This is a genomic window from Acinetobacter sp. ACNIH2 (assembly GCF_002934965.1).
In the GTDB taxonomy this organism is placed as follows: Bacteria; Pseudomonadota; Gammaproteobacteria; order Pseudomonadales; family Moraxellaceae; genus Acinetobacter; species Acinetobacter tandoii.
Genome location: NZ_CP026412.1, coordinates 2652681 through 2674837, shown reverse-complemented (window position 1 = coordinate 2674837; position 22157 = coordinate 2652681). Strand labels below are relative to the sequence as shown.

General features: G+C 40.8%; 27 protein-coding genes. 20 read left to right on the top strand and 7 right to left on the bottom strand.

Annotation, left to right across the window (positions count from 1 at the left end; genetic code table 11):
* Window positions 1–22 precede the first annotated feature (22 nt).
* The 7 genes from C3F34_RS12555 (at window position 23) to C3F34_RS12525 (ending at window position 6903) form a co-directional block, all read left to right on the top strand.
* Window positions 23–1030 (top strand): sulfate ABC transporter substrate-binding protein, encoded by a 1008-nt coding sequence (locus C3F34_RS12555; RefSeq protein WP_016166850.1) that lies wholly within the window; start codon window positions 23–25, stop codon window positions 1028–1030.
* Between the two features lie 30 nt (window positions 1031–1060).
* On the top strand, window positions 1061–1666 hold the full coding sequence (locus C3F34_RS12550; RefSeq protein ID WP_044739966.1) for an alpha/beta hydrolase: 606 nt from the start codon (window positions 1061–1063) through the stop codon (window positions 1664–1666).
* A gap of 75 nt (window positions 1667–1741) precedes the next feature.
* The gene (cysT, locus tag C3F34_RS12545) at window positions 1742–2575 is read left to right on the top strand and encodes a sulfate ABC transporter permease subunit CysT (protein WP_016166852.1); all 834 of its coding nucleotides are present in this window, start codon (window positions 1742–1744) and stop codon (window positions 2573–2575) included.
* Window positions 2572–3453, top strand: a complete 882-nt coding sequence (cysW, locus tag C3F34_RS12540; protein ID WP_044739965.1) for a sulfate ABC transporter permease subunit CysW — start codon at window positions 2572–2574, stop codon at window positions 3451–3453. The genes cysT and cysW overlap by 4 nt, the downstream gene beginning before the upstream one ends.
* Before the next feature lie 14 nt (window positions 3454–3467).
* Window positions 3468–4529 (top strand): sulfate/molybdate ABC transporter ATP-binding protein, encoded by a 1062-nt coding sequence (locus tag C3F34_RS12535; RefSeq protein WP_044739964.1) that lies wholly within the window; start codon window positions 3468–3470, stop codon window positions 4527–4529.
* Between the two features lie 50 nt (window positions 4530–4579).
* Entirely contained in the window at window positions 4580–5503 is a 924-nt protein-coding gene (locus C3F34_RS12530) for a CysB family HTH-type transcriptional regulator (protein WP_016166855.1), read from the top strand.
* Between the two features lie 191 nt (window positions 5504–5694).
* Window positions 5695–6903 carry an OmpP1/FadL family transporter gene (locus C3F34_RS12525; protein WP_158654357.1) on the top strand — a complete coding sequence of 403 codons (1209 nt, stop codon included), beginning with the start codon at window positions 5695–5697 and terminating at the stop codon, window positions 6901–6903.
* Window positions 6904–6967: 64 nt separating this feature from the next.
* Here the strand turns inward: C3F34_RS12525 and carO are convergent, their stop codons facing one another.
* A complete protein-coding gene (gene carO / locus C3F34_RS12520; protein ID WP_044739962.1) occupies window positions 6968–7675 on the bottom strand; it encodes an ornithine uptake porin CarO in 708 nt (235 codons plus the stop codon).
* A gap of 291 nt (window positions 7676–7966) precedes the next feature.
* On the opposite strand from carO, the gene dapD reads away from it, so the two are divergent.
* The 6 genes from dapD to C3F34_RS12490 all read left to right on the top strand — a co-directional run bounded on the left by dapD (window position 7967) and on the right by C3F34_RS12490 (window position 11939).
* Window positions 7967–8788 (top strand): 2,3,4,5-tetrahydropyridine-2,6-dicarboxylate N-succinyltransferase, encoded by an 822-nt coding sequence (gene dapD, locus C3F34_RS12515; protein ID WP_016166858.1) that lies wholly within the window; start codon window positions 7967–7969, stop codon window positions 8786–8788.
* An 82-nt stretch (window positions 8789–8870) separates the two neighbouring features.
* Window positions 8871–9581 (top strand): 7-carboxy-7-deazaguanine synthase QueE, encoded by a 711-nt coding sequence (gene queE, locus C3F34_RS12510; protein WP_044739961.1) that lies wholly within the window; start codon window positions 8871–8873, stop codon window positions 9579–9581.
* A 29-nt stretch (window positions 9582–9610) separates the two neighbouring features.
* A complete protein-coding gene (gene queC / locus C3F34_RS12505; protein ID WP_044739960.1) occupies window positions 9611–10279 on the top strand; it encodes a 7-cyano-7-deazaguanine synthase QueC in 669 nt (222 codons plus the stop codon).
* Between the two features lie 16 nt (window positions 10280–10295).
* Window positions 10296–10706 (top strand): hypothetical protein, encoded by a 411-nt coding sequence (locus C3F34_RS12500; RefSeq protein ID WP_104441731.1) that lies wholly within the window; start codon window positions 10296–10298, stop codon window positions 10704–10706.
* A gap of 72 nt (window positions 10707–10778) precedes the next feature.
* The gene (locus C3F34_RS12495) at window positions 10779–11477 is read left to right on the top strand and encodes a diphthine--ammonia ligase (RefSeq protein ID WP_104441730.1); all 699 of its coding nucleotides are present in this window, start codon (window positions 10779–10781) and stop codon (window positions 11475–11477) included.
* A gap of 3 nt (window positions 11478–11480) precedes the next feature.
* The gene (locus C3F34_RS12490; RefSeq protein ID WP_104441729.1) at window positions 11481–11939 is read left to right on the top strand and encodes a peroxiredoxin; all 459 of its coding nucleotides are present in this window, start codon (window positions 11481–11483) and stop codon (window positions 11937–11939) included.
* 46 nt (window positions 11940–11985) lie between these two features.
* Here C3F34_RS12490 and C3F34_RS12485 read toward each other — a convergent pair whose 3' ends face one another.
* On the bottom strand, window positions 11986–12591 hold the full coding sequence (locus tag C3F34_RS12485; protein WP_104441728.1) for a LysE/ArgO family amino acid transporter: 606 nt from the start codon (window positions 12589–12591) through the stop codon (window positions 11986–11988).
* A 141-nt stretch (window positions 12592–12732) separates the two neighbouring features.
* On the opposite strand from C3F34_RS12485, the gene C3F34_RS12480 reads away from it, so the two are divergent.
* Window positions 12733–13623: a LysR family transcriptional regulator ArgP gene (locus tag C3F34_RS12480; RefSeq protein WP_104441727.1), complete on the top strand. Its 891-nt coding sequence runs from the start codon at window positions 12733–12735 to the stop codon at window positions 13621–13623.
* Window position 13624: 1 nt separating this feature from the next.
* Here C3F34_RS12480 and C3F34_RS12475 read toward each other — a convergent pair whose 3' ends face one another.
* Both C3F34_RS12475 and C3F34_RS12470 read right to left on the bottom strand, forming a co-directional pair.
* The gene (locus C3F34_RS12475) at window positions 13625–14143 is read right to left on the bottom strand and encodes a YceI family protein (protein WP_228155295.1); all 519 of its coding nucleotides are present in this window, start codon (window positions 14141–14143) and stop codon (window positions 13625–13627) included.
* A 113-nt stretch (window positions 14144–14256) separates the two neighbouring features.
* A complete protein-coding gene (locus C3F34_RS12470) occupies window positions 14257–14826 on the bottom strand; it encodes a nicotinate-nicotinamide nucleotide adenylyltransferase (protein WP_104441725.1) in 570 nt (189 codons plus the stop codon).
* Between the two features lie 104 nt (window positions 14827–14930).
* On the opposite strand from C3F34_RS12470, the gene C3F34_RS12465 reads away from it, so the two are divergent.
* Entirely contained in the window at window positions 14931–15731 is an 801-nt protein-coding gene (locus C3F34_RS12465; protein ID WP_104441724.1) for an enoyl-CoA hydratase, read from the top strand.
* Window positions 15732–15845: 114 nt separating this feature from the next.
* Entirely contained in the window at window positions 15846–16628 is a 783-nt protein-coding gene (locus tag C3F34_RS12460; RefSeq protein ID WP_104441723.1) for a nitroreductase family protein, read from the top strand.
* Window positions 16629–16883: 255 nt separating this feature from the next.
* On the opposite strand, the gene C3F34_RS12455 is transcribed toward C3F34_RS12460, so the two are convergent.
* Window positions 16884–17195 (bottom strand): NGG1p interacting factor 3 protein, NIF3, encoded by a 312-nt coding sequence (locus C3F34_RS12455; protein WP_044739952.1) that lies wholly within the window; start codon window positions 17193–17195, stop codon window positions 16884–16886.
* A 263-nt stretch (window positions 17196–17458) separates the two neighbouring features.
* On the opposite strand from C3F34_RS12455, the gene C3F34_RS12450 reads away from it, so the two are divergent.
* The 4 genes from C3F34_RS12450 (at window position 17459) to C3F34_RS12435 (ending at window position 20430) form a co-directional block, all read left to right on the top strand.
* Entirely contained in the window at window positions 17459–17809 is a 351-nt protein-coding gene (locus tag C3F34_RS12450; protein ID WP_044739951.1) for a hypothetical protein, read from the top strand.
* Between the two features lies 1 nt (window position 17810).
* Complete coding sequence (locus tag C3F34_RS12445) at window positions 17811–19496, top strand: PepSY-associated TM helix domain-containing protein (protein WP_044739950.1); 1686 nt, start codon at window positions 17811–17813, stop codon at window positions 19494–19496.
* Window positions 19493–19831: a DUF3325 domain-containing protein gene (locus C3F34_RS12440; RefSeq protein WP_104441722.1), complete on the top strand. Its 339-nt coding sequence runs from the start codon at window positions 19493–19495 to the stop codon at window positions 19829–19831. Before C3F34_RS12445 ends, C3F34_RS12440 begins: the two co-directional genes overlap by 4 nt.
* A gap of 86 nt (window positions 19832–19917) precedes the next feature.
* Window positions 19918–20430 (top strand): tetratricopeptide repeat protein, encoded by a 513-nt coding sequence (locus tag C3F34_RS12435; protein WP_104441721.1) that lies wholly within the window; start codon window positions 19918–19920, stop codon window positions 20428–20430.
* 60 nt (window positions 20431–20490) lie between these two features.
* Here the strand turns inward: C3F34_RS12435 and C3F34_RS12430 are convergent, their stop codons facing one another.
* Together C3F34_RS12430 and C3F34_RS12425 are read right to left on the bottom strand one after the other, a co-directional pair.
* The gene (locus C3F34_RS12430) at window positions 20491–21447 is read right to left on the bottom strand and encodes a DUF4424 family protein (protein ID WP_104441720.1); all 957 of its coding nucleotides are present in this window, start codon (window positions 21445–21447) and stop codon (window positions 20491–20493) included.
* Between the two features lie 156 nt (window positions 21448–21603).
* A complete protein-coding gene (locus C3F34_RS12425) occupies window positions 21604–22143 on the bottom strand; it encodes a cysteine peptidase family C39 domain-containing protein (protein ID WP_104441719.1) in 540 nt (179 codons plus the stop codon).
* Window positions 22144–22157: the final 14 nt, after the last annotated feature.

The window sequence follows — 22157 nt, the reverse complement described above, 5'->3', positions numbered from 1 at the left end:
TTAGAATTATTGAGGTCTGAAAATGCGTTTTTCTACACTTAAACTCGGGGTTGTTGCTGCACTCATTTCAATTACAGCAGTACATGCTTCTGCAAAGGATTTCCTAAACGTGTCTTATGATCCGACACGTGAACTCTATGAAGACTTTAACAAACAGTTTGGACAATATTGGAAAAGCCGTACAGGTCAAGATATTAACTTCAAACAATCTCATGGTGGTTCAGGCAAACAAGCACGTGCCGTTATTGATGGCTTAGATGCCGACGTTGTTACGTTAGCTTTGGCAGCCGATATTGATGCGATTGCAGACAAAACCAACTTACTCCCGAAAGATTGGCAAAAGAAATTCCCACAAAACTCGACCCCTTACACATCAACTATCGTGTTTTTGGTTCGTAAAGGCAACCCTAAAGGAATCAAAGATTGGGGCGATTTGGTTAAGCCAGGTGTAGACATTATTACACCGAACCCAAAAACCTCTGGTGGTGCACGTTGGAACTATTTAGGGGCATGGGCATGGGCTAAACACAAATATGGTTCTGATGCCAAAGCACAAGAGTTTGTTCGTCAAATTTACAAACAAACCAAAGTACTCGACTCAGGTGCCCGTGGTGCCACAACAACTTTTGCTGAGCGCGGGATCGGAGATGTATTACTGGCTTGGGAAAATGAAGCTTACCTCGCTGTACGTGAACAACCAGGTAAATTCGAGATTATCACACCATCTTTATCTATTTTAGCGGAACCTCCTGTTGCGATTGTTGAAAAGAATGCGCAAAAAGATGGCAATTTAAATCTTGCGAAAGGTTATCTGAACTTCCTGTATTCACCTCAGGGACAAGAGATCGCAGCGAAGAACTATTACCGTCCACGTAATGCAAGCGTACTGAAAAAATATTCAACAACCTTCAAACCATTAAAACTGGTGACAATTGATAAGGAATTTGGTGGTTGGACCAAAGTGCAAAAACAGCATTTTGACAACGGCGGTATTTTCGATCAAATCGTGAAAATCAATAGCGCAAAATAAACCGTTATTTAATTACACAGGAGCAACGTCATGATTCATACCGTAATCGTACCGGGTGTAGGTGGTAGTGAAGCACAACACTGGCAATCTTGGTTGCAACGTAACCTCATGTCTAGCTCCCGTGTAAATCAGACCGATTGGAACCAACCTGTCCTTAATCACTGGGTAGAGCAATTTACGAAAACTCTGCGCCCTCTTCAAAGTGATGTACAAATCGTCGCACATAGCTTTGGCTGTTTAACGACAGTGGCTGCATTAGCATTGCATCCTGAGCTAAACAAGCATGTGAAAAAGTTGATTTTAGTTGCACCTGCCAATCCTGCCCGATTTGGCGAAGCGGGTTTCGCACGTGACAGTAAAACTGATTATCAAGCATTCTTTCACCAATTGAAGATTCAGGTGCCTACAACCTTGCTCATTAGTGAAAATGATCCATGGTTAAGCTTTGAAGATGCACAACAGTTGGCACGTAGCTGGAAGCTGCAACCAGTGAATTTAGGTCAAGTGGGACATATTAATGTTGCATCAGGTTTTGGACCATTTCCTGAAATTTATGACTACCTGATTCCTGAACGCTCAATGTCTCGAATGCGTCTGTCTGATGATTATCCACATTTTCTGAACTATGCACTCTAGGGTCTGCATAATTTAATTTACTGATTATTTTACTGATTTTATTTGATCAGTATTCTCACATTTTGAGGAATTGTCATGTCGCAGCGATCCCGAGTGCTGCCAGGGTTTGGACTTTCGCTAGGTTTTACCCTCGCCTATTTATCTTTAATTGTACTGATTCCACTTTCAGCAGTTTTTATTCGATCTCTAGATATTGGTTGGTCTGGCTTATGGGAAATTTTAAGTTCTGAACGTATCTTAAAAGCCTTGCAACTCAGCTTTACTACTGCACTCTTAGCAGCGATCATTAATGTTGTTTTTGGCTTATTACTGGCATGGTGCTTGGTTCGTTATCGTTTTCCAGGTAAACGCATTGTCGATGCCTTGGTCGATTTGCCTTTTGCCTTACCCACTGCGGTGGCTGGTATCGCGTTAACTTCACTTTATGCACCTACAGGTTGGGTTGGACAATATCTCGATCCTTTAGGTATTCAAGTGGCATATACCCCTATCGGGATTACGCTTGCGCTTATTTTTATTGGCATTCCTTTTGTAGTTCGTACTGTTCAACCTGTATTAAGTGACCTAGAAACAGAACTCGAAGAGGCAGCATCTGCATTAGGCGCGAATCGTCTGCAAATTGTGACTAAAATTATTTTACCCATTTTATTCCCTGCGCTACTCACAGGTTTTGCTTTGGCATTTGCACGTGGTGTTGGCGAATATGGCTCTGTCATTTTTATTGCTGGTAATCAACCGTTCAAAACTGAAATTGCACCCCTCATGATTATCTCTCGTTTGGAAGAATATGATTATGCTGGTGCAACCACCATTGCTGTGGTCATGCTGTTAATTTCATTTGCACTACTCTTTTTAATTAACTTATTACAAGCATGGGCAAGTCGTCGTACAGGGAGAAATGCAATATGAGCTTAGTTACCAACAGCAATGCCTTTGCTGAACGCCTACAGTCTCGTGACGCCACTCGTGAACCTGTTTGGGTCCGTTACACTTTACTGAGCATTGCCTTAATTTTTTTCTTAAGCTGTTTAATTCTTCCGCTTATTCTGGTTTTTGTAGAAGCCTTTAAGCAAGGGATTGCAGTTTATATTCAGGCTCTGGTCGATCCAGACACTTTGTCTGCGGTCAAACTTACCTTACTTACAGCGGCAATTGCAGTTCCATTAAATGTAGTGTTTGGCGTAGCGGCAGCATGGTCGGTCGCTAAGTTTAATTTCCGTGGAAAATCTATTTTAACCACCTTAATTGATCTGCCATTTTCTGTTTCACCCGTTATTGCAGGTTTAATGCTGGCGCTCATTTTTGGTACGCAAGGTTGGATAGGGAATTGGTTACTCGACCATGACATCAAAATTCTGTATGCAGTCCCAGCGATTGTACTTGCAACTGTCTTTATTACCGTTCCTTTTGTGGCACGTGAGCTTATTCCGCTTATGGAAGCACAAGGTACTGAGGAAGAAGAAGCTGCTATGGTTCTCGGTGCTACAGGTTGGCAAACCTTCTGGAAAGTCACCCTGCCAAACATTAAATGGGGTCTGATTTACGGTGTAATTCTGTGTAATGCACGAGCAATGGGTGAATTTGGTGCGGTATCTGTGGTTTCTGGACATATTCGTGGAGAAACTAACACCTTACCCTTGCATGTTGAAATTCTTTATAACGAGTACACCTTTAGCGCGGCTTTTGCAGTGTCCTCCTTACTGGCTTTACTGGCAATTGTGACCTTAATTTTAAAAACTTGGGTCGAATATCGTCAGGAAAAACAAAACCATAGTTCAAGTATTTAAATAGGAATGAAGCCATGAGTATTCAAGTTAAAAATATTGAAAAAAACTTCGGTGCATTCCATGCACTTAAAAATATTTCTTTAGATTTCCCTGAAGGTCAATTAGTGGCTTTGCTTGGTCCTTCAGGTTGCGGTAAAACCACCCTACTCCGTATTATTGCGGGTTTAGAATCGGCAGATGGTGGACAGGTGATTTTAGAAGGTCAAGATGCCACTGATGTACATGTCCGAGAGCGTCAAGTTGGCTTTGTATTCCAACACTATGCCCTATTCCGTCATATGACCGTTTTTGACAATATTGCCTTTGGTTTACGTGTTCGTCCGCGTGCAACACGCCCTTCGGAAGCAGAAATTAAAAAACGTGTTACCCGTTTACTAGATTTGGTTCAGCTTGGTTTCTTATCAGACCGCTATCCTGCTCAACTTTCAGGTGGACAACGTCAACGTATTGCCTTGGCCCGTGCCTTAGCGGTTGAGCCACGAGTATTGTTGCTGGATGAACCTTTTGGTGCACTCGATGCCAAAGTACGTAAAGAACTACGTCGTTGGTTACGTACCTTACATGACGAATTGCACATTACTTCAATTTTCGTGACGCACGATCAGGAAGAGGCGCTAGAAGTTGCCGATCAAATTGTGGTAATGAACAAAGGTAATGTCGAACAGATTGGTTCGCCTCGTGAAGTCTATGAAAAACCAGCTACACCGTTTGTCTTTGACTTTTTAGGTCAAGCCAACCGATTTGAAGGTCACAATCATCAAGGCATTATTCAACTGGGTGAAGACCGTATTCAGTTAGATGCTGCTCAACATGTGCCACATGGCAATGTCATTGTCTTTGCACGTCCAAATGAATTACGCATTCATACACACCCCCAAGACAATGCGATTCAAGCCACATTCTTACGTGAAATTTGGATTGCAGGCAAAGTCTTGGCCGAGTTACAAGACCGTCAGGGCAACCTGATTGAAATCACACTCAGCCCAGAAGAGTCAAAATTACACCAATTTAGACCAAATCAAACTGTTTGGTTGCGTGCAACTGCATTACACTTATTCGAAAATCAAGTCGCATAGAGACATAGAGGTGAGGCATCAACACCTCATCCGCTTTAAGGTATAGAGAAATGAATTTCCAACAACTCAGAATTATTCGAGAAACAGTGCGACAGAACTTCAACTTGACCGAAGCATCTGCTGCCTTATATACCTCTCAATCTGGGGTAAGTAAACATATTAAAGACTTAGAAGATGAATTAGGGGTTCAATTATTCATTCGTAAGGGTAAACGTCTACTGGGATTAACAGAACCAGGACAAGCCTTACTCGGTATTGTGGAGCGGATGTTGGTCGATGCCGATAATATTAAACGTTTAGCCGACGATTTTAATAAAGTAGATGAAGGGACTTTGACCATTGCTACTACGCACACCCAAGCGCGTTATGTCCTGCCGCCAATTGTGAACTTATTTAAAAAAGAATTTCCTAAAGTTCACCTTATTTTGCAACAAGCCAGCCCTGTTGAAATTACGGAAATGTTGTTACAAGGCGAAGCAGATATCGGTATTGCTACAGAATCTTTGACCACTGAAGATAATTTGGCCAGTGTGCCATTTTATAACTGGCAGCACTGCATTATTACCCCACAACAACATGAGCTAGCACAAAAAGAAAATATTGAATTGGCTGATTTAGCACATTACCCATTAATTACTTATCACGGTGGTTTCACGGGTCGTTCTAAAATTGATAAAGCATTTGAAGATGCCCATATCGATGTCGATATTGTCATGTCTGCACTGGATGCCGATGTCATCAAAACCTATGTTGAACTCGGTATGGGCGTTGGTATTGTCAATAATGTTGCTTACGACGCTGAGCGTGATTATCGCTTAAAGCAAATTCAAACTGATATTTTTGGTGTAAACACCACGTGGCTTGCAGTACGTAAAGGACATTTACTGCGTGGTTATGGTTATGAGTTTATTTCACTTTGCTCACCAGAAACTGATATTAAAGCTTTGAAAAAAGTCGCATATCCTGAAGAATAACAATCAACATGGAGGTAATGCACTGTATTACCTCCATGTTATTCAACTAAACGCCACAATGCTCAAATGTGCTATTCACAAAAATGTGAATGACATAAACCTCTTGCTTCACTCTGTAGAATTCCACACAATAACAATCACTCGCACACCAAAACAAAACCTCTTTTTATAATAATTCAGAGTATTTTAATATGTGGGTGATCCGAACATTTACATCTATAGTTATTTTTATTCCCCCCACATTGCAAGCGGGTGGCATGGAGTTGTCTGGTCAATCTATTTGGCCTTTTTTTGAAAAAGGCAATTATGCCGAATTAACCTTCGCCCGTTTAAATGCAGATATTTCAGGTCAAGTCCAAAATCAAGCTGAATTGGCTGAAATTGGGGTCACTGACTTTTCCTCCGGAAACTTTGTGGAAGACCGTAATTTTGTACAGGCAGCTTTAAAATTTCAGCCTCACCCGAAAGTTTCATTCGGTCTCATCTTTGATCAACCCTTTGGTGTCGATATTCAATACCATTATCGCCCTGATACCGTGATTGGACCCATTGAGATTGAAGCCACAAATATCAATTTTGACAGTCACAATATAACTAGCCTATTTGGCTATCAGCCTAATCCTTCGTGGCAAATTTATGCAGGTCTCGCTATACAAAGCTTTGAAGGCAACTTAGATGTGTTCGGACAAAGTTTCTATTTTTTAAATGGATACCGCGCAGAGTTTGAAAAGGATCATGCCCTAGGTTGGCTTGCAGGTCTAAGTTATCAAATTCCTGAATACGCATTACGCAGTAGCCTAACCTATCGCTCGGCAATTAAACATCAAGTGCATGTAAATGAATCAATTCAGAACCAACCTATTCACTTGACGACAGCAAATAAAACTACAATAGAAACACCCGCTTCAGTCAATCTGGATTTCCAAACAGGACTTTCCCCCCAAAGTCTGCTGTATGCTTCGCTGCGCTGGGTCAATTGGAGTGACTACATCATTCAGCCGACTCAGTTTGCCGCCATTATTGAAAGTGCAGCGCAATATGCCCCTGAAATTGCTTCCTTTAACATGATTCAATATCAAGAAGATCAATGGTCTGGGAAAATTGGCATTGCGCATCAATTCAGTTCGCGCTGGGTCTCTACTCTTGATATGAGCTGGGACTCAGGGAACGGTAATACAGCTTCGACCTTAAGTCCTGTCGACGGTTACTATGGAGTTGGTCTAGGCGCCCTCTATTACTGGCAACCTCAGTCCTTCTTTGCTTTAGGAACACAGTATTTACGCTTTAACAAAGCCAAAACTGTAGCGCATGCGGGAGAGAACACCAAACTTGCTACTTTATATTCAGTGAATCAAAATAATGCATGGGTATTTGGTGGAAAAATCGGACATCACTTTTAGCTGATATTGTATGAATGTATAAAAAACGGGCATTTAGCCCGTTTTTCTAGAATAAGATTATCTCTTAGAAGTGATAACTTACACCGAGTTTCGCCACTGGCATCCACTCATATTTATCGTCATTTTCGACATTACGTTCGTGTTCAGCCAATAACGCCTGATCCGCTGCTGTACCACCGACACCTGTCAGTTTAGCTTGTGGATTACCTGTGTAGTAAGCACCTACCTCACCAAACACACCAATCTTGTCATTGATTTTAGGTGCAAAACCAAGACCTAAGTAAGGTGCAATGTCATTGTTATAGCTAACTTTACCTGTCACAGACTCAAAACTGGTTGGAGTCCCATCAATCTCGATATTACCGCTACCTGCTTTAGATTTGAGCGTATATTCACTATCGACATAACCTACACCTGCTGCCATATAGAGTGAATTTGCCCACATGTTCGAACTTGTGCCCCAAGGACGTACTTCAGCATTTAAATATGTAAGGTTATTCTTCATGTCCATGTCGTATTTTACGCCATCAACAGACAAGTCATCTGACCAAGAAACATCACCACCATTGTAACCTAAGGTTACGCCCACATAAGGGTTCGCGGTCCAAGTGACTGCGCCACCGTATCCAGTCGTTCCTGCTTCAGCACGCACAGAAGTAGGAATAAGCTGATTAGAAACACGACCATCATTAATTACAGGTTCTTCTGCCATTGCAGTCCCTGCAAAAGCGGTCATTGTTGTTGCAATTGCAATTAAACTTAATTTTTTCATTGCTGGTCTCCTCAGAAGATTAAACTTTTAATCGTGAAGTTGTTTTGATGAACTCATGCTAGACCAGAACATCGGTGCTTTTTATGAACGATTTGCTTAGTTTTTGTTAACTTTTGATACATATTTCATAAAATATAGTTTGCAAACACTTATTTGTTTAACAACTTATACAATTTAACATAGGTTTTTACTGAACTACCTTAATTATTAATTCCGATGCTAAGACGATTTTTCATCTATTTTTGGGCAAATATAGTGTAAAATCTTCAAAATTTTTTTGGAAGGAAGATCATGTCTCAGCTTTCGACAATTATCGAACAAGCCTTTGAAGACCGTGCTAATTTCACAGCAGCAGACTGTTCTGCTGAAATTCGTGACGCTGTAGAACAAGCGATTGCAGGTTTAGATAATGGCTCATTACGCGTAGCTGAAAAAATCGACGGCGAATGGGTTGTTCACCAATGGCTTAAAAAAGCAGTGTTGTTATCGTTCAAATTAAACGACAACAAGCCAATTGAGTCTTGTGATCTTCGTTTCTACGACAAAGTTGACACTAAATTCTCTGGTTGGACTGAAGAACAATTCAAAGCTGCGGGCGTACGTGTTGTACCACCAGCTGTTGCACGTAAAGGCAGCTTCCAAGCAAAAAATGTGGTGTTGATGCCGTCTTATGTCAACATTGGTGCTTATGTAGATGAAGGCACAATGGTTGATACATGGGCAACTGTAGGTTCATGTGCACAAATTGGTAAAAACGTTCACTTGTCTGGTGGCGTAGGTATCGGTGGCGTACTCGAACCATTACAAGCAAACCCAACCATTATTGAAGACAACTGCTTCATCGGTGCACGTTCTGAAATCGTTGAAGGTGTAATTGTTGAAGAGGGTTCTGTCATTTCAATGGGCGTATTCATTGGTCAATCAACCAAGATTTATGACCGTGAAACTGGTGAAATCCACTACGGCCGCGTACCAGCAGGTTCTGTGGTTGTTTCTGGTAGCCTTCCTTCTAAATGCGGTACTTACAGCTTATACGCTGCAATTATCGTGAAAAAAGTTGACGCGAAAACTCGTGCTAAAACAAGCTTGAACGAATTATTACGCGAAGACTAATTTTTCAAACTGCTTTTCGGTCTCTACGGTCAGGTATGGTCGTAGAGATTTTTATTTTTCTATCTTGTGGTTATCTTGTGCTATGAATACTCTCCGATCTTCAGCTATTCCTGTTTCTGATCCGGCTGCGGGCTTACGCATCACGGAGATTTTCTATTCATTACAAGGTGAAGCCAATACAGCAGGACTGCCAACGGTATTTATCCGTTTAACAGGTTGTCCACTACGCTGTACCTATTGTGATACCACTTACTCTTTTGAAGGTGGTGAACGCCAATCGCTTGATCAAATTATTCAAACCACACTCGATTTTAAAACTCCGTATGTCTGCGTGACAGGTGGTGAACCCCTCGCACAGCCGAATGCCTTACCGTTAATGCAACGTCTAGCAGATCTGGGCTGTGAAGTATCTTTAGAAACCAGTGGTGCTTTAGATGTGTCTAAAGTTGACCCTCGTATTTCTAAAGTTTTAGACCTTAAAACTCCAACTTCGGGTGAAGAACAACGTAATTTGCTCAGCAATCTAGATCATCTTACTCAACATGATCAGATTAAGTTCGTGATTTGCAACCGTGAAGATTATGAGTGGTCAAAACTACAGGTTGCACAATACCAACTACAAGATAAAGTCAGTACCGTTTGGTTCTCCCCTGCTTTTGCTGTAGAAAAAGGTGCTGTGCGCTTACCACAACTTGCGCGTGATTTAGCGCAATGGATTTTAGAAGACCATCTCCCTGTTCGCTTCCAATTACAGTTACATAAATTGTTATGGAACGATGAAACTGGTCGTTAATTGCTTTTAAATATTTTGGAGATTTGCATATGCGCCCTCGTGCCATAGTCTTGTTATCAGGCGGCTTAGACTCAACTACTTGTTTAGCTTGGGCGCAAGCACGTTATGAATGTATGGCTATTAGTTTTATGTATGGTCAACGCTCTACCACAGAGTTAGATGCTGCAAAAGCCCTAACACAACGTGTTGGTGTTGAACATCGTATTATTAATATTGATTTAGGTAACTTAGGTGGTTCTGCTTTAACAGACCATAGCATTGATGTACCAGAACAACTCCAAGAGGGTATTCCTGTAACTTATGTTCCAGCACGTAACACCATTTTCTTATCTTATGCTTTAGCAGCAGCAGAAGTTTTTGGTGCAGAAGCCATTGTGATTGGTATCAATGCTGTTGATTATTCAGGTTATCCTGACTGTCGACCAGAATATATTGAAGCTTTTGCCAACATGGCACGCTTGGCAACCAAGGTGGGTGTTGAAGGAAAACCTCTTAAATTTGAAACACCTCTGTTACATTTATCCAAAGCAAATATCATTCGCTTAGGTATAGAACATGGCGTAGACTATAGTCAAACGGTGTCTTGCTACCAAGCAGATGACCAAGGACGTGCTTGTGGTAAATGCGACAGCTGCCGCTTACGCAAACAAGGCTTTGAAGATGCAGGCGTAGCAGACCCAACACGTTACATACCGTAATTACAGGGTACAGTTTATGAAAAATTTAAAATCAAACATTATTCTTTCTACATTGGTTTCTGCAGCTGCATTGTTCGCAACAGCTTCACATGCTGCTGAGTCAAACAAATTACAAGAAGCCTATAAAAGCACCAATGTAAAAGCTGCGTTAATTAATGTTTGTAAAGAAGAAACAGCTAAAGGTAATAAATTATCTAGCGCTGAAGTAAGCAAATACTGTACTTGTGCAGTTGAAGCAGATGGTAAATTAACCAATGCTCAAAAATGGGAAATTCAAAGCGCAATTAACCAAAAGAAAAGCCCAAGCACCTTGGCCTTTGTTCAAAAGCAGAATAAAGACTTACAAGCTTGCTTTGGTCCTCAGTTAACGACAAAATTAAAGTCATTAACTGAAACTGCAATGAAAAACGCACAAGCGAAAAAATAATTCGCCTAACTTGAATGAAGCCTGCTTTATGCAGGCTTTTTCTATGTCACAAAATTGATAGAACTTGAAACTATGTGCAATGAATGGAATACAAACGCTCAAGGTCAAAAATTTGTTGCGTCCTATAGTGGCGGTAAAGACAGCAGCCTCGCCCTCTATCAAGCCATGCAAATGGGTGAAGCCGTTGCACTAATAGTGATGCTTGAAGAGCAAGGCTTGAAATCTCGTTCGCACGGTATGTCCTTGGACATTATTCATGCTCAAGCCAATGCGATTGGATTACCCATTTTTACAGCTTCCGCCACTTGGCAAGATTATGAAAGTCATTTTATTCAACTGCTACAAAAAGCCCAAATCTTAGGCGCAGAAACGTTGGTTACAGGCGATATTGACTTAATGGCACACGCAGAATGGAACCAATCTGTTTGCGATAAAAGTCAGCTCGGTTTATGTATGCCACTTTGGCAACGTCCACGTTTAGACATTGTGCAGGAATCTATTTCACTAGGATTTCAAAGCATTATTGTGACGGTCAATCTGAACTTAGGCATGAAAATTGAAGATCTGGGACAAATTCTGACACTGGACTATATACAAGAGCTTGTAGCCAGAGGGATTGACCCTTGCGGAGAAGCGGGTGAGTTTCACACGACAGTGATTAATGGCCCTATTTTTAAACATGCACTCAACATTATGAAAGGTGATATTCTCTATCACGAAAATTACGCCTTTTTACCCCTTGAACTAGAACAACACCAGATTGAAGGATGAACCATGACAGAGACAATTCAACTTCCAAATCAAACTTTCCCTACCACTACAGGCGAAATCAACTTAACTGAAGTGCCTAGTGAATGGTTAATTGTTTATTTCTACCCGAAAGATTCAACACCAGGTTGTACCACACAGGCCGTTGGTTTTTCATGTTTAAAAGACCAGTTTGATGCACTGAAAACTACGATCATTGGTGTTTCACGCGATTCGGTTAAAGCCCATCAGAACTTTACCGAAAAACAGGCGTTAACCATTAATTTAATCAGTGATAAAGAAGAAGTTCTGTGCAAACACTTCGATGTAATTAAAGAAAAGAATATGTATGGCAAACAAGTCATGGGCATTGAACGCTCTACGTTCATTTTCCATCAAGGCAAACTCGTAAAAGAATATCGTAAAGTCAAAGCTGCGGGACATGCAGAACAAGTTCTTGCTGATTTAAAAGCTTTACAAGCTTAATCAATAGAGCCGCTGTAATGATTACTCAACTCAGCGGCTTTTATCATTAAGTACTTAAAATTAAAGACAGCGCAATACCCCACATAATCAAAGCAATTAAACCATCCAAAACTCTCCATGCTTTAGGATTTTCAAAAACTGGGGTTAATAGTCGTGCCCCATATCCTAAACTGAAAAAGAATAACCATGATGCGGTCATCGTTCCCAGCGCAAAATAGAGTTTACTCTGTTCAAATTGTGTTGAGATGGAACCAATGAGCACTACGGTATCCAAATAAACATGTGGGTTTAGCCAAGTTAATGCTAAACATACCAACAAGATCTGACCTAAATTGGTCTCATTTTGCTGCGCTGCATGCAGCCCCTGATTTGATTTGAAAGCAGCACGCAAATGTTGAAAGCCATACCAAAATAAAAATAATGCCCCTGCCCACTTTGCCATTCCGAGTACTGACGGGTAATGCTGAAGCACCACAGAAAAACCTGTGATTCCTAATAAAATTAAAATTGAATCGGACAGCGCACAAACAAAGCAGACCCAAAATACAGATTGTTGTTTTAAGCCCTGTTTTAAAACAAAAGCATTTTGCGCCCCAATCGCCACAATCAGACTAAAACCAATCGCGATGCCCTGTAAATACGTTTGTAACATGACTTTTTCAACTCTATTTTTGCTCCATCGCATTATCAATCATTTTTTATTTAACTAAATAAAACTAAAAAAATATCAATTTAACTCAATTTATCTTAGATTATAGCCATAGCTTATTCATGAATAAAACTGAGCCCTTCCATGCTAAATAGTAAACAATGTGATGCATTTTTAGCTGTCGCTGAAACAGGCAGTTTTGATTTGGCCGCCGAACGCTTATGCATTACGGCTTCGGCAGTCACCATGCGTGTACAGAGTTTAGAAAAATCCTTGGGGCATTTGTTGATTGTGCGTGAGCGTCCTTGCCGACCTACTCAGGCAGGTCTATCTTTATTGCACTATTTACAGCACAGTAGATTGCTTGAACAAAATTTAATGCAAAATTTAACGGGTAAATCCGCTGAATCTGCATTTTATCAAATCAATATTGCTACCAATGCTGACTCCCTTGCTACTTGGTTATTACCCTTACTCAAACAAAACTTGATTGAAAACAAAATTGTGCTGCAATTTCAAGTTGATGATCAGTCACATACACATCACTTACTTGAAGCAGGGCTAGTGAATGCGTGCTTGACCACTGAACCTAAGCCAATGAAAGGATGTATCGCAGCCTATTTGGGTAAAATGGATTATCGCTTTGTTGCAACACCACAATTTAAACAACAATGGTTTAAACAAGGGGTAAATCGAGAGACTTTACGTCTTGCCCCTGCCCTGATTTACAACGAAAAAGATTTCATGCATACAGGCTTTATCCAGCAAAAATTTGGACTTAACCCAACCCAATACCCCCATTTTTTTATTCCCTGTTCGACTGCATTCGTGGATGCAACTGTGATGGGTTTAGGCTATAGCTGGCTTCCAGACTATCAAGCAAATCCATATTTACAGTCGGGCAAACTCATCGAAGTTTCAGAAGATTTAAGCATCGACTTAGCGCTCTATTGGCATCATTGGAAACAACAATCGGCCCAACTTGAGCAACTGACACAGCTCTTGACCCAAAAAGCTCAGGAGCTTCTGAATTAATTCAGTCGCTTTTTTTCCATTGTCCAATCACCTGAATCTTTACTTTTTCACCAACACCACCGAAAGCTTTTTTCATGCCAAAATCGCTACGGCGGATTAGGGTATACGCTTCGACATCTAACAGATCTGAATTATTCGAATTTGGAACTAATTTGGCATTAAACGAAATTGGATGAGTCACGCCTCTTAAAGTCAAATTGCCGAGAATCTGATACCGATGATCTCCAAGTGCCTTAAATTGAGTGCTGGTAAATGTCGCTGTTTTATATTTTTCTACATAAAATAGGTCTGGGCCCAAAACCATCTGTTTGAATGAGGGTTTATTTAAGTCGATACTGGTGATATCAAGTATCACCTCGGTTGTGGCTTGTTCAGGTTGTTGCGGATTAAACTGTAGGCTGGATTGGACTTTTTCAAACTGACCTTTCATAAAAGTCATGCCAAATGTATCTATATGAAAACTGACTTCAGAATGGGGGGTTAAATGCCACAAACTTGCCCGAACAGATTGCATAGACATAAGTATGGCAAGTACATAACCGCACCTAGAAAACCAAAATAGAAATGAAGTTCCATAAGGTTCAACATGATGTAGCATATCCATTCCCTCATACGAGGTGATGAAAATATAGTTTACTCAAGATTGGTTTTGTCTTGGGTCTGGTATTTGTGTTGTAATTGTTGATAGATCACGCTTTGCATAAAGTTTTGTAAAAATGCAATCGTGCCTTGCGGGAAAGTCTCTTCCCAAATTTCACCACGATAAAAAGCTTCGCGCATCGGTGTTGCAGACATCGCACCTTCTAAACTGTCAATTTCAACCATTTCCCATTCTGGAAAAAGTTCTAAATAATAAGACGATTCATCTTTAAAGTGCCCAATCAACCCCACTTTATGTTCAGGTTTTACTAGAGTTGCCACTAAGCTTTTGACCAAATTCACCCATTTTTTATCATTATAAACATCAACAACATGTACAAAATGAATTCGCGCTGCATCTTCCGCAGAGAAATTCGACAAAATCATCTGTTCACGTTCTTGAGCGGTAAATGGGTTCTTAATATTCCGTTCCATCTGTGCCGAACCTAAGGCCAAAATAACATGGTCGCTCAGTTCCAATGCAATTTGAATGGTTCGCATATGTGCCAAATGAAAGGGCTGAAAACGACCAATAAATACCAGATAATCAAATGTATGTTTCATAGAGAATGAACTTTTTTATGAACTCATCAGTAGCAGCGTTATTGTTTAAGATACGACATAATGGCTCATAAAATTTAACTAAATTTTAAAGCAAGGATAGTACGATGACGCTCAGTTGTATTCAACAACCACATGAACATTTAAATGCAAATTTAGACAACGGTATTTTGACTTTAGCCATTAACCGCCCAAAAGCAAAAAATGCATTGTATGGTGAATTATATTTATGGATTGCTCAAGCCCTTGATGAAGCGGATCAATCTAAAGATGTACGCGTGGTGATTTTACGGGGTGAAGATGCCGATTTCACTGCGGGAAATGACATGCAAGACTTTATGCAATTCATTCAATCCCCATTACAAGGTAAAGCTGGCGATGCACCGCCATTTGTGGTGTTAAAAGCAGCAGCACGTTTCTCTAAACCATTAATTGCTGCGGTGCGTGGTGTAGCGATTGGTATTGGCGTGACTATTTTGCTTCATGCTGATCTTGTGTATAGCGACCAAACTGCTTTATTCCAAATTCCATTTGTGAGTCTTGGACTTTCACCTGAAGGTGCAGCCAGCCAATTACTGATTCAACAAGCGGGTTACCACAAAGCGGCTGAGTTGTTGTTTACTGCACAAAAATTTAACAGCGAAAAAGCCGTTGCTGCGGGTCTAGTCAACAGTATTGAAGAAGATGTTTATGCAGCTGCACTCAAGCAAGCGCAAATTTTAGCTGCACTACCTTTGGCATCTTTACGTCAAACCAAGGCACTCATGAAACATAATCTAAACAGCATTGTAGACTGTATTGACCATGAAGCCGAGATTTTCATGAAACGGGTATCTTCACCAGAAATGGCTGAAGCCGTTGCTGCATTTATGCAAAAGCGTAGACCTGATTTTTCTCAATTTAACTAATTGGGTATCAAAAGGGGCATTTTGCCCCTTTTGTTTTAGCTCACTGAAATACAACAACAGGGGCACTACACCCGATATATTCTAAAACGACAACATTTAAAATTTATAAATCTCATGACAAATACCAACCAACCTAACTTCATTACAGATGAATCAGGTAAATCTCGTTACTACGAGCCTGCCCCGCAAGATATTGATGTTGCTAATTTCCGTAAGGTCATTGAAAGCCGCCGTTCAGTACGTAAATTTACTGATCGCACAATTCCTAGCGACGTTTTGGATGCCTGTTTAGATTTAGCGCTGCTCGCGCCCAACTCATCCAATTTACAACCGTGGACTTTTTATGTCGTACAAAGCCCGAGCAAGAAAAAGCAATTGATAAAAGCCTGCCTAAACCAATTGGCAGCAAAAACCGCGGCTGAACTGATTGTCTGTATTGCACGTACGGACCGTTTGGATGATATGGCAAAACGCAACATCAGTGAATTTCCGTTCCCCGAAACGCCACCCGCGGTACAAAAATATTATCGCGTCATTCCCTATAACTACAAAACAGGCTATTTCAATGCGTTAGGCAACGTCAAAAAAGTCGCATTCAAATTGGTACGAACATTTGATAAGCAATTGCCTGTTACTGCTTTTAACTCTGCCGATGCTAAATTATGGGCAAGTAAAACCACAGCGTTGGCGTGTGAAAATCTGGTTTTGGCTTTGCGTGCCTATGGTTTTGATAGCTGCATGATGGAAGGTTTTGATGAGCCAATGGTTCGAAAAATCTTAAAACTAAATGACCAGCAATATCCTGTCATGGTCATTGCAGCAGGCGAACGTGCGAAAGACGGTGTATTTTTCCCACAATACCGTTTTGATCGTGAGTTATTTATTCAGAAGGTTTAACGATTTTTCTAGATGGAATCTTTTCAATAAGATTCTAGTTAATAGAATAACCTTCGGTTCGACCTACTTTTCTTTTGGGAAAAGTAGGCAAAACCTGAGGTGCGACTATAGCAGCGCAAGATCTGCAAAACTCGGCTAATACCGTTTGCATTTCAATGCATCGCAGAACCATTTTTTTCATAATTCGTCCTGTCTTAAACAATTGCAGATGACATTTCCGTGTATCTAATTTTCAGTTTGTAAAAGCTATTTGGGCTAAATATCTAAGATTTGAATAAACTCAAAAGCTGGTTCTTCATAAGGATGACTGGTTTTAAGCGCGTGAGCCACTGCTTTGGCATGAGCTTCTGGCACAATCGTTTCTACTCGCCATTCAGGCACTTGTTCTAAACGATTCAACTCACCAATGAATGGATCTGCCCCCTGTACAGGCTTAAACTGTCCCATACCCAGAACTTGCCATGCACAGTGCTCATAATGACCAATTCCCCCAGCCCCTGCTGAAAAAATGGCTTGTTTAGTCGACTCTAGGTGACTCTCTGGAACGTAGTAAATTAATTTCAGCATGAGTTCCCTTTTTTCAAATTTATGAGTGTATATATTGTGGAATAATTACTTCTTAAAACACAAGTGACCACTCTTACTTCGCATACCCTACGGTTTCTAACATCAAATTAAAAATGACATTGCATACCTGAGAATCAAACTTCAGTAAAAATAAGTATTTTGATGTTTCATCCACATTTCAATAAAGTACATTTATTTATTAAATAATAATTGTTATCATTTATATTAATATTTAATCAACTTCTATCGTCAGATGCTCTCTCATGAATAATTCAAGTGCGCCAGACCAGCTGATAGCAGCCCCCACACTCAAAATTAAACCCAAATCGCAGACAGACTCGACCTTGCTCAAATATCGTTGCATGGTGTTTTATCGTTTTGTTTTAGCCATTTTCGGTGGCTATCTACTTTCAGCCCTGACCGCAATTGTTATTGCGAAAGCATTTATCGACTCTCGAGCGACTGCTGCAATCGCCGCAACCCTATTGGCTTTTTGCATTCATTGCGCCGCATTTATTTGGGTATTTATGGTGCATAAAACGATCAAAGCCAGCCTTGGCATTTTTATTCCATGCCTCGTTCTTTGGCTAACTTCGCAATTTTTAGGGGCTTGATATGCGTCCAGATGACAAAATTGAAGGTCCTCGTCAGTCCATGTCGTGGTTACACACATGGGCAAGTCTGATTTTAGGCTGGCTGCTATATGCCATTTTTGTAACGGGCACGCTCAGTTTTTTCCAGAATGAAATTACCGTATGGATGAAACCAGAACTGCATCAATCTGTCGCCAATAATACCCAAATCCAACAAACTCAAATTGCATTAAATTATCTGCAAAAGAACCATCCTCAGGCAGGCAGTTGGATGATTTCTCTGCCAAACTCTCGTCAAACCACCACTGAAATTATGGTGCGTAAACAAGGCGAAGATCCGCATGCTCGACGTGGTGGTGAACGTATTAGTTTAGACAGCCAAACTGGAGAAGTTTTACAGGCACGAGATACACGTGGCGGCAGTTTTCTCTATCGTTTCCATTTTGAACTGTACGGATTACCACGACTTTGGGCTCGTTGGTTAGTAGGATTAGCCACCATGCTGATGCTGGTTGCAATTGTGAGCGGCATCATTACTCACAAAAAAATCTTCAAAGACTTTTTTACGTTCCGTTCGGGCAAGGGACAACGTTCTTGGTTAGATGCGCATAATGCAACCGCAGTCTTTGCACTTCCCTTTCATATTATGATTAGCTTGAGCGGTTTATTACTGCTCATGTTCATGTTCATGCCTTGGGGAATTAATCAAGTCTATTCAGATCGTCAAGAATTTCTCAAAGATTTACGTCCACAGACCAATACTCAACTATCCAAGCCTTCATCAGAATTACGTGGTTCTGGACGGGGTGAACAAAAGCGCGGTGAGCATGGACATCATAAAAGGGAAGCAGAACCTCAAGCGGCACCAATGGCTGATCTGACTCCAATGTTGAACTATGCAGCATCGCAGTGGCAAAACAATCCCATTGGTTCAATTCAAATCATTGCCCCAAATACTACGGCGGCGAATGTCGAAATTAAAGCACTGTATGCAGAAAGTGTCATTGCACGAAATATTATGCCCACGTTTACCTTTAATGGAATGACTGGCATCAACACGACAGAGCAAAATTCACCTTATCGGACTTCAGTTCCAATGGGTATTTATAATGTCGTGACTGTTTTACATGAAGCACGTGGCCTAGATTTAACCCTGCGTTGGTTATTATTCAGTTCCGGGATTCTGGGCACTTTAATGGTCGCAACAGGGCTTATTTTATGGTGTGTTAAACGTGCGCCACAACAACAAAAACAAGGTTATAAATCTTTTGGCTATCGCTTAGTTGAAGTCACCAATATTACGGCAATTATTGGTTTACCATTGGCTTGTGCAGGTTATTTTTATGCAAACCGATTATTACCAATACAACTCGAAACACGTTTAAATTGGGAAATTAATATTTTCTTGATTACTTGGTTATGTTGCCTCATTTATGCCATTTTCCGCACCCATCGTCAGGCTTGGTTGGAATTACTCGGATTCGCGACCGTCATGTTTGCTTTGCTGCCTGTTTTAAATGCACTGACAGGTGGTCATGCGTTATGGCTCAGTATTGCAGAAGGACAATGGATGATTGCCAGTTTCGACCTCATGGCATGGGCTTTGGCATTCATCTTTGGCATGACTTATCTCAAAGTCAAAAATCATAAAGGTTTAACTGGCAAAAAAACCAAAGCAACTCCTCGACCACAGGAGCTAACATCATGATGTTCTTTTTATTGATTTGGTCATTATGTAGCTTAGCCTTTATTGCCTTAGCCAGTTCGATGTCGAAACATCAAAAACAGATTTTTGGCAATGAACTCAACACCATACAAACGCGCTACGCCACAATCATAGGATGGCTACTACTCACCTTCAGTCTAGTGATATGTATCCTGTCAGGAAAACTCAGCAATATGCTCAGTTTCTGGGTAGGTGTCCTCAGTTTTGCGGCGTTATTTGTGGGTGTATCTTTGAGTTATTTTGAGCAGAAAATCAAAGCCTTTACGCTTGCACTTTGTATGCTTAGTCTCATGAGTGCAACGATACTGTGGTTTTAATGCTGCACTCCGCCAAAGCTTTTAGGCTATAATCACTCGGCCAATCTTCGGATTGGCTTTTTTAATTGACTGCCTTTGGAATTTCTATGTCTCAACTTCCTTCTATTTCAGCAGAACTCATTAATCGTGCAATTGCTGGTAATGCAGCAGCACAGTTCGAGGTTGCCACTTTATACATGGAAAGTGAAGATGAACAGCACATTGAACTTGCCGAAGAATGGGCACTGAAAGCTGCTGCAAATGGTCATGTCGAAGCCATGTACTGGCTCGGTGAAGGATATACTGTTTATGCAAAAGAACTGCTAGAAGAAGATCCAGAAGAAGCAAAATATTATTTTGAACAAGCCTACCATTGGCTTAAGCAAGCCAGTAGCGTCAAACATGCGGCTTCTATTTTAGAACTTGCAGGTTTCTACCGTCGTGGCGATGTGGTCGAAAAAGATGTTGTAAAATCTGTAGCCTTGGTACAACAAGCCGCAGAGCTGGGTGAAGTACAAGCCATGCGCGACTTAGCTTGTATTTATGCTCATGGTTTAGGCGTTGAAATTGACGAAGCCAAAGCAGATGAATGGAACAATAAAGCGCAACAAGCTAGCTAAGCTTGAGTAATAAAAACAGAAACTCTTTTTGAAACGGGTTTCTGTTTTAATATCCTCTATTTACGAACGGACATGAACAAAAATAAGGTCTAAATCTCGCTTTGGTAGAAAATTCTTTTTCCTCATTTCAAAACGTGTTGGGCTAATTTTTTTGACTTCTCCGTCCCAACAAAATGACACCAACTCCCCCGCATCTCGCTCTACGGTCAGTTTAAAATCTGCTATCGGTTTTGCCCAATTTGCCCCTGTTGTTAAAATATAACTTAATGCTTGATAGGGCGCGTGCTGTGCCTTGGCTTTGGCGAGTCCCGCTTTAAAGTGCTTATCCATACAGTAAGTTTTTTCATCTTCTTCTGGATAAAGTGACACTGAACCGCCGACCAATGGTGCATATTGATGCTGAATACGCGTAATACTGTTGGCTTTAAAATTTTGCTGCCAACTATAAATAACCTGCGCTTCCCAATAGATTTCATCACCTGCTTGATAAGGTTTTAACAATTGCTGCACTTGCGGTTCTTTACAGGCAAGCATCCGACCACTGTAATCAACATCTTGCTGCATACTCCACGGATACAGCAAATCGTGTTCAGTAAAACCACATTTCTTTAAAGCACTGGTGACATCAATAGGATCAGCTTCCCAATTCACTTCACCTTGCTTGGTCAGCGTTGGTAAAAAAGCCCGTACATGCTGCTGTGGTTGAATGCTTTTACCATTGGCTTGTATTTTAAAACTTTGCAGCAAATGTTCAGTATTCGCAAAATCGCTTTCACGTGAACTTCCGACACGAGGTAAAGGAAATAAGACCGTTTCTTGAATATCTTGATCTGTCAGGTTCTTAAATTGATAATCCACGCGAATCTGCTTTTTACTCACAAATAAATCTTCACTTTGCATGGAGATTTTAGGGCTTTTCAGATATTGCACACCACCTGTTGCCACAAAGCCCGTGCTGTCATTGGCATTGACCCAACCACACAGACACAAGAGCCCTAAACCATACCCCCATTTCATCTTATTCATCCTTCTTCTGTTTTTAGTTCTTCGATACTTTATAGGCAAGTCAATAATTGATAATCAACTTCACCCTTGATATTCAACTCTACTCAACGGCATGACTTTATCTATTCTAGAGCTTAACAAAATAGATAAAGCCAAAGTTCAATGTATTCAGTTCAGCATCGTCGATTGAAGTTTCGCATCTCGATCATCAATCACAATCGCTTGTCGGCAAATGCCTTCCGCTTTACGTTGCTGTTCAAATACCAATGCAGGCATTGGTTCAAAATTGTCAAAGAAACAAATTTCCCGATCATCGATTGAATACACCAAAGATTGGTTGCCCACTTCATCTAATGTGTCATAGTACACAATCGCCATTTTGCCATTTTCAATCGCAGCTTGAATTTGGGCGTAGCTCAGCGCAGGCTCAATTGGGATACGTAAAGCTTTCGCTTCGGCATAACTTTGTCGTTCGGTTCGGTCGATATTCGGGTCAGGATCGGTATGGAAAGAAACGTGAAATCCAATCTTCTTTAAAGCGACCGCTAATGCAATGGTAAATGTACCATCTTGACGATCATGTCGGCATAATTTAATCAATTCATTCATATCGACATGTGTACCATGATGCTGTAACAACATCCAAACGGCAAATACACCACAATTCGCTTCTAGATTCAGCAAAGAATCAGGAATCTCTAAAGCCATACGTTCACTCTCAA